The organism is Candidatus Electrothrix sp. (assembly GCF_052785085.1).
The window spans coordinates 1-8,090 of the sequence record NZ_JALAAI010000153.1; the positions used below are offsets into that span (position 1 = coordinate 1).

The window sequence follows — 8,090 nt, forward strand, 5'->3', positions numbered from 1 at the left end:
TTTATTGTGCATAACACCTGAAATGAGTAAAAGGTTTAACATTATTGACTTTTCCTCATTATACAGGCTTTTTATTATCTAAGCAACTGTTTTTGTGTGGCGTTGAGATATTCTTTTCAACACCCTTATAATGTCTCCTGGTGAGCAAACTTAGAGAAAAAAGAGTTATAAAAGGCAACAAACCTGAATAACGGCTTTTGCTCCACCTGTCAAGAAATCAAATGAAACTTTCTTAAGGGTAAAGGAAGAAATATGGAGATTTTCCCTTCTGCGACAAGGAAATTTTACGATCAAGCACAGGTACGAAAAAAAACACATCACCCTTGTTGTTCAAGCAGGCTTCCTGTTGGTCGCTGACAACCTTCCTGCAAGAGCAAACAACCTTCTGTTTGTTACCGCAAACCTTTTGTCAGGAACAAACAACCTTCTGTTTATTACAAACACTCCTTTGTTTGTTATCAAGAGCCTTCTGTTTGCTACCAACAACCTTCTCTTGACAATAAACAGCTCTTTGTTTGTTCTCACAAACTTGTTATTTGCTCTTTCAAGCATCCTTGCGGAAAAACAAAATGTTTTAAAAACAGAGCGTCAGCTTGTGGAACAAGCCTACTGAGCCAGGGGCAGAGAAAGGGGGAAAGCCGGTTATCCCGTGCTTGGGCGAATCTGGATTGACCGGTCGTTATAGGTCAAAGCAAACAAAAAAGGGAGAACGGCTACACCGCTCTCCCTTTTCTGAAATACATTATCAGGCAGGCACAAGGGCCTGCCCCTACAACCTGACCTTATTTCACTTCTTCAAAATCAGCATCAACAACATCATCATCATCTTTGCTGGAAGATGAGGCGTTACCACCCGCAGCACCAGCACCTGCTGCTCCGGCAGCACCTTGATCCTGAGAAGCCTGGGCATACATCAGTTCAGCCAGCTTATGAGAAGCCTGAGTCAAAGCCTCTGAGGCAGACTTGATGGACTCAAGGTCATCTCCTTCAAGGGCCTTTTTCAGGGTTTCGATCTCGCGCTCTACATTGGCCTTGGTCTCCGCATCCACCTTATCGCCCAAATCGTTCAGGCTTTTCTCGGTCATATGGATCAGGGAATCGCCATTATTCTTGGCCTCAACCATTTCCTTGCGCTTCTTGTCCTCTTCAGCATGCAGCTCTGCATCCTCTTTCATCTTCTCAATCTCTTCCTCGCTCAGGCCGGAAGAGGCAGTGATGCGGATGGACTGCTCTTTGCCGGTTCCCATGTCTTTCGCAGAAACATGGAGGATACCGTTGGCATCCAGGTCAAAGGTGACCTCAATCTGGGGCACTCCACGCGGCGCAGGCGGGATATCTGCCAACTCAAAGCGACCAATGGTCTTGTTGGCATCAGCCATCTCTCGCTCACCCTGAAGCACATGGATGGACACGGCAGGCTGGTTATCTGCTGCTGTGGAGAAGACCTGGCTTTTCTTGGCCGGAACCGTGGTATTCTTCTCAATCAGCTTGGTCATTACGCCACCCAGGGTCTCAATGCCCAGAGACAGGGGTGTTACATCCAGCAACAGCACGTCTTTCACATCACCCTTCAGCACACCACCCTGAATAGCTGCGCCGATAGCCACAACTTCATCCGGGTTCACGCCTTTATGCGGATCTTTGCCAAAGATCTCTTTGACCTTTTCCTGCACCTTGGGCATACGGGTCATACCACCGACCAGAATAACCTCATCAATCTCAGAGGCAGACATTCCTGCATCTTTCAAGGCTGTGTTGCAGGGACCTGCGCAACGCTCAATCAGATCGGCAACCAAGGCTTCCAGTTTTGACCGGGACAGCTTGATATTCAGATGTTTAGGGCCTGTGGCATCAGCTGTAATAAAAGGCAGATTGATGTCCGTCTCCATAGAGGATGACAGCTCTTTCTTGGCCTTTTCTGCTTCTTCTTTAAGACGCTGAAGAGCCATCTTATCATTACGGAGATCAACACCCTGCTCACGTTTAAACTCGTCAGCCAGCCAGTTGACGATGCGCATATCAAAATCTTCACCACCGAGGAAGGTGTCGCCGTTGGTAGATTTTACCTCAAAAACACCGTCACCGATCTCAAGGATGGAAACATCAAAGGTACCACCCCCCAGATCAAAGACTGCGATTTTTTCCTCGCCTTTTTTGTCCAGACCATAGGCCAGAGAGGCAGCAGTGGGTTCGTTGATAATACGCTGGACATTCAGGCCGGCAATCTTACCAGCATCCTTGGTTGCCTGACGCTGGGCATCGTTAAAATAAGCAGGCACAGTGACAACAGCCTCGGTCACGGTCTCGCCCAGATATTCCTCAGCAGTCTTTTTCATCTTGCCCAAGGTCATGGCAGAGATTTCTGCTGCCGAATATGACTTGTCATCCACTTCCACCATTGCATCGCCGTTAGGACCTTCCACGATCTTAAACGGACTCAGTTCAATGGATTTTTTTACTTCAGGATCAGTAAATTTACGACCGATCAGGCGTTTAATAGCAAACAGGGTCCTGGTCGGATTTGTTACTGCCTGACGCTTTGCCACCTGACCGACCAGACGCTCGCCGTTATCGGAAAAGGCAACAATTGATGGTGTTGTCCGGTTTCCTTCGCTATTTTCAATAACTTTGGGATCACCGCCATCCATGATGGCAATACAAGAGTTGGTGGTTCCCAGATCAATTCCTATTATTTTACTCATGATTTTTTCTCCTTGGTCTCTTTTATCCTGAAAACAGCACCCCAAGCTGTTCTTTTATCTTTATTAAGATCTCATCTTGAGAACTCAGTAGCTGTTCTTCCCGTTCTTGTCACTCTACAATGTGCATTAAAACAGCCTTGTCAAGGACAAATTCAAGACTTTTATGCTTCATCCTCTGCTGCTTTTTCTCCAGAGCCACTGGAGACCACGACCTGGGCATGACGGAGAACGCGGTCTTTAAAGGTATAGCCTTTGGCAAATTCCGTGACCACATGATTGGCTGGAATCTCCTCGCTGGCTTCCATGGTCAAGGCATCCATTTCATCAGGATTAAAGGGCTGACCAACTGATTCCAATGGCTTTACCTCGAAACGTTCCAGCATGGTATGCAGGCCCTTCTTCGTGAGTTCAACGCCAGCCAACAGGGCCTCAAGCTTTTGCGCCGGGTCACCCCCTTCCACAGCACCCTGTTCCAGGGCCCGGTCAAGATTATCCACAGTGGTCAAAAGCTCTTTCAGGATATTCTCACCAGCATATTTGAGGAGCTTGGCTTTATCCCGCTCCATCCGTTTCTTGAAATTTTCAGCATCTGCAGCAATGCGCAGCATCTTCGTACGGGTTTCTTCCAGCTCCTGGGTCAGGCTTTCCAGGCTTGGTTGCGCTTCCTCATCGCTGGTTGCTTCTCCGCTTGTCTCCTGCTCTTGTTCTTCAGCAGTTTCAGCGGCAGGGTCTGGCTGCTCCTGAGATGCCTCTTTTTCCTCTTCGCTTATCTCTTTTTCGATTGTATGTTCTTCAGTCACGTATCTCTCTCCTTGGCTGTTTTATCCGGCTGAACAGACAGCATTACAAAAGGTTTTTCTCTGCGATTAATTTAGATGCAACAATAAGTATGGGTATTTTTCGTGTCAAGGGAGGAAGGGATGATCTTGACCTTTTCTCAGGAAAACAGGTTGATTTCCTGTATGTCGACATGGAAAGCCATCCACTCCCGGAAAAATTATTGAGTTGATCTTTCATGCAATCCATGTATATACTTGTTTGTTCTTGGTTTCAAAGAGTGTTTTTCACCCTCGGAAAACTGAGGCAAGGCATAGGCTCTCATCCCGCCTTCAAAGACAGAACCCCAAAAAAGAAAAAGGAAAAATGAAGTTATCAGAACATGATGTGGAACTCTTTTATCGTCTTATGATTGGATTACAGTTCTTTGTTAATTGCGAAAAGAACATTATTCCATACATAACAACCCATGCAGTATATGAGGAACTCAGCATAGAGAAAAAAAGTAAAGTTCGTTCTAAGGTTTATAATCATCCAGAGCTGATAGATGCCTTTGTTCAAAAAAATCCTGAGAATTTTTCAGAGGAGGAACTGAATATTATAGCGGGCTGGAAAAATTATATTCAGGGTGATTTTTTTATCGAACGTTTTCTGAAAAAGCATACCATATTTATTATGGAAGACCAGGTCTATGCCGTGCATGGTCTGCATAACTCTTTTGAAGAAATGATTCATCGTTCTCGTCTTCCCTTTTATGTAAACACTGTTTTGTTACCCTTTAAAGGGAAAATTATTTACGACGGGATGTTTGAAGGAAGAAATGTTTATTTCGGGGGTGGCGTGAAGAGAGACCTGAAAGAAAGGTATATGCGGGCCAAGCAGAATGATCGGATTATTGCCTCTCTTGATAATGCCCCTCAGACCAGCAACAAGAAACAAGCAGCTACGCCTGCAAAGGACTGGCAAGCAGAGCTGAACGAACTTGCTGGCAAGGCAAAAAAACTGCGTGGCGGTGCCAGTCAACCGCCTCTGCACAGTCCGGCATTCAGCCTGGTTAAGGCCAGCGTGGAATTTGCTCAGCTTGCGGTTGAAGAGCCTCCTGACCTGGATGCTCTTTACAGGGCACTGCACAAAGTTGACCGGGCTACGAGCAAGGTGGAGAAAGTGTTAGATCGGGTTGAATAATCTTTTTCTCGCTCCCAAACGCTGGTTTGGGAACGTTATGTGGAAGCATTATTGTTCTGGAGTGTTCATGCCCCAACGGGGGAATATTTATACAGCCCAGGGTAACACTCTGGGTAGTAGATATAAAAGGAGGACGTTGAAATGGCTGTAGTTTTAAACAACCCAGGAATTTCTATACATGCAGGTATGGGAAATATTGTTTATAACGACGGAACTGCCTTCCGTACCTGGGCACCTTTTGCCAGCAAGGTTGAACTTGTCCTCTATGACAGTCATGATCAGGATAATAATGAGCCTTCATCGGCTGTACCTCTGGCAGTGGAAGGTAATGGCTACTGGTCAGTGGATGTACAAGGTCTACAGGCGGGACAGCTATACCGTTTTCGCATTACCAATCAAGAAACGAAAGAAGTGCTGAGCAAGATTGATCCCTATGTCACCCAGGTAACCAACTCGGTGGGCAAGGGCATTGTCCGGGAAAGGGAGTTCCCTTGGAAGGATGAACATTTTCAAATGCCTGATTTTAATTCTTTAGTGATTTACGAGATGCATCTGGGTACCTTTGCTGATGATCCTGGTGACCGACCCGGCACTTTGGCAAGAGCAGCGCAACGCCTGAGTCATCTCCGGGAACTGGGGATTAACTGTGTGCATGTGATGCCACCCAACGAGTTTGCAACTGATTTTTCCTGGGGATATAATGTTTCGCTGCCCTTTGCCATTGAAGAGGCCTATGGCGGTATTATTGAGTTTAAAAAATTTGTTGATCAGGCCCATAGTCTGGGATTGGCCGTGGTGATAGATTGCGTATTTAATCATTTTGGTCCCAGCGACCTGGACAGCAGCCTTCGACGTTATGATGGTTGGGCAGGAGACAACGGCAACGGTAACGGCATTTATTTTTATAACGATTACCGAGGGCATACCGATTGGGGGCCACGGCCGGATTTTGGGCGGCCAGAAGTGCGGCAGTACATTCGTGATTATGCCATGTTCCTGCTGGATGAATGCCATTGTGACGGCCTACGCATCGACAGCACCTCCAATATTTGGGGTTTTGATCACGGCCAGGGCTGGAATAACGAGGGCTTCAATCTGCTACGCTGGATCAGTGATGAACAAAATTATGTTCATCGCCATCCCCGCCATAAAATTTTGATTGCCGAAGATTGGCATAATGATGGTTGGCTGACCAAACCAACCTCTGCGGGTGGTGCTGGTATGGATACAGAATGGCATTGGTTTGTCCATCAGATCCGGCATGTTTTGGCAACACCCGATGATGCCCAGCGGAGTATGGCTGACCTGGCTCAAGCCTTGTACGCCCGATTTAACGGAGATGCCTTTAAACGGGTCATCTACAGTGAATCCCATGATGAATCAGGTAATAATGATTCCCTGGCCCGTAAAATTGATCATGCTGATCCAGAGTCCTGGTTCGCAAGAAAACGCACCATGCTCGGTGCTGTTGTTGTCCTGACTGCTCCGGGCATTCCGATGATCTGGCAGGGCCAGGAGGTTTTCTCCATCACCAAGTTCAGCGATCAGATTCCCTTGGACTGGTCACGTAAGGAGCGTTTTGCCGGGGTGTTTACGTTGTATAAAGACCTCTGCCAGCTGCGGAGAAACTGGTTCAACAACACCCGGGGCCTGCGGGGACAGCTGATTAACTGCCATCATCTGAACGATCAGCAGAAAATTATTGCCTATCACCGTTGGGATCAAGGAGGGGCAGGGGATGATGTGTTGGTTATCCTTAATTTTTCCAACCAGAGTTATTTTGATTACCGGGTGGGATTACCCCGGGGCGGAACCTGGTACTGTCGTTTTTCCAGCGACTGGGTGGGCTATTGTCCAGATTTTGCTAATATAGGCGGCCAGGATCTCCAGGCTGAGGGAATCGCCTGGGATAGGATGGCGCAGAGTGGCCGGGTGGATATTGGCCCGTATAGTGCCTTGATTTTTTCGCAGTGAGGTCGATTCTGGTCAGTACGAGTCGGAATCAACCATAGAGAGCTTAGATGTTGACTCCCCTCCCCTGACCAGGACGGTATTGTCCGGTTCTGGATCAGTACGCATGCTCAGTATGACAAATTGCTGGGTAAGAGATGGCGGAAACGTTGTGGCTCCAGCTTATCAAAATTGATTTCAAGGAAAAAATACTTGACAATAAATAATTATTGCGGGTATCTTTTACCTTTCTACGCAATCAACGTAGAAACATGTCACTTTCTGGTGGAGGAGCCGGAAAGTTGCAAAAAGCCACAACCGTCGTGAGGCGGTGTCGGAAAGCTACGGGTCTCTTGTGGAGAGATCGCCGAGTTACCTACTTTTTATCTACCAGAGGGAAGTTATGGATATGCACGGGAAGGGTATTCTCTCATTCCGTATAGTCAGGCCGTTTTTACAGGGTTATTCCGTACAGCTTTCCTTTCTTCTTTTTGCCCTCCTCACTTTCTTCACCAGCCCAGCCGAATCAGCCTTGGTAAAATTCGAGTACGACCCAGCCGGAAATATGGTTTCCGAGCAGGGAAAGTACTATGAATACAATGACGCCAACCAGCTCGTCCGGGTCAGAAAAGATTCTCCCACCGGAGAAATCATTGCCGAATACGTTTACGACTACCAGGGCCAGCGGGTCAAGAAGATCGAAAACGGGGTAACTACCTATTACATCGGCAAACATTACGAGGAAAGAAAAGGAGCGACTGTTGATGAAAAGACGAGCTATTTCTTTGCCAACAGTCAGCGAATAGCCAAGAGTTCCCAGAAAAACAAAGCTCCTCCAGAAGTAAGCTACTACCTGAACAACCACCTCGGCAGTGCTGATGTCATCATTGATGAGCAAGGCAGCCAAACAGATCGCATCAGATATCTTCCCTTCGGCGGTTACCGCACCCTTCCCAAAGAACGACATACCTTTACCGGCAAAGAAAGAGATGAAGTAACGGATAATTATTACTTTGAAGCTCGGTATTACAATTCGAATATCAGAAGGTTTACGCAGGCTGATACGATTGTTCCTGATTTGTATGATCCGCAGAGTTTGAATCGGTATGCTTATGCGAGGAATAGTCCGGTTGTTTATGTTGATCCGAGTGGGCATATAGTATTTCTTCCAGTGCTAGCTGCTGGTTGGGCGTTGTTTGAAGTGGGATCTACAGTTTATGATGTTGTATCTACTTTTAATGATGTTAGGAGTAATGATCTATCTAATTTCGAGAAAGGTGAGTCAGTAGGATGGCTTATAGCAGGAGGAGTACTTCCTGGGTCAGGCAGATTATGGAAAAATGGTTTAACTGATAATTTCCTATCTGACATATCCCTCTGGTACCACTTAAATAGCTGGAACACCTGGATGAAAATGCTCTTCTATTAACTCCCTTAAGTCCTTTTCTCTCCTTATTTTACGCATAATCTGAACAA

General features: G+C 46.7%; 6 protein-coding genes and 1 riboswitch. Of the genes, 4 read left to right on the forward strand and 2 right to left on the reverse strand.

Annotated features, from left to right (window positions below):
- Positions 1 to 346: 346 nt before the first annotated feature.
- Positions 347 to 613 carry a hypothetical protein gene (locus L2082_RS17245; RefSeq protein WP_446010102.1) on the forward strand — a complete coding sequence of 89 codons (267 nt, stop codon included), beginning with the start codon at positions 347 to 349 and terminating at the stop codon, positions 611 to 613.
- A gap of 169 nt (positions 614 to 782) precedes the next feature.
- Here L2082_RS17245 and dnaK read toward each other — a convergent pair whose 3' ends face one another.
- Together dnaK and L2082_RS17255 are read right to left on the reverse strand one after the other, a co-directional pair.
- Positions 783 to 2,702: a molecular chaperone DnaK gene (dnaK, locus tag L2082_RS17250; protein ID WP_446010101.1), complete on the reverse strand. Its 1,920-nt coding sequence runs from the start codon at positions 2,700 to 2,702 to the stop codon at positions 783 to 785.
- A gap of 161 nt (positions 2,703 to 2,863) precedes the next feature.
- The gene (locus L2082_RS17255; RefSeq protein ID WP_446010100.1) at positions 2,864 to 3,502 is read right to left on the reverse strand and encodes a nucleotide exchange factor GrpE; all 639 of its coding nucleotides are present in this window, start codon (positions 3,500 to 3,502) and stop codon (positions 2,864 to 2,866) included.
- A gap of 343 nt (positions 3,503 to 3,845) precedes the next feature.
- On the opposite strand from L2082_RS17255, the gene L2082_RS17260 reads away from it, so the two are divergent.
- From L2082_RS17260 to L2082_RS17270, 3 genes are all read left to right on the forward strand, one after another.
- Positions 3,846 to 4,664, forward strand: coding sequence for a hypothetical protein (locus L2082_RS17260; RefSeq protein WP_446010099.1), 819 nt, complete (start codon positions 3,846 to 3,848; stop codon positions 4,662 to 4,664).
- 141 nt (positions 4,665 to 4,805) lie between these two features.
- Positions 4,806 to 6,638 (forward strand): alpha-amylase family glycosyl hydrolase, encoded by a 1,833-nt coding sequence (locus L2082_RS17265; protein WP_446010098.1) that lies wholly within the window; start codon positions 4,806 to 4,808, stop codon positions 6,636 to 6,638.
- Positions 6,639 to 6,915: 277 nt separating this feature from the next.
- Positions 6,916 to 6,994: riboswitch (cyclic di-GMP riboswitch) on the forward strand.
- A complete protein-coding gene (locus L2082_RS17270; RefSeq protein ID WP_446012031.1) occupies positions 6,970 to 8,043 on the forward strand; it encodes an RHS repeat domain-containing protein in 1,074 nt (357 codons plus the stop codon). It overlaps the preceding riboswitch by 25 nt.
- The last annotated feature ends 47 nt before the right edge of the window (positions 8,044 to 8,090 follow it).

Coding starts and splice junctions, on each gene's coding strand:
- L2082_RS17265 (WP_446010098.1), top strand. CDS start 4,806: ATGGCTGTAGTTTTAAACAACCCAGGAATTTCTATACATGCAGGTATG.
- dnaK (WP_446010101.1), bottom strand. CDS start 2,702: ATGAGTAAAATAATAGGAATTGATCTGGGAACCACCAACTCTTGTATT.
- L2082_RS17260 (WP_446010099.1), top strand. CDS start 3,846: ATGAAGTTATCAGAACATGATGTGGAACTCTTTTATCGTCTTATGATT.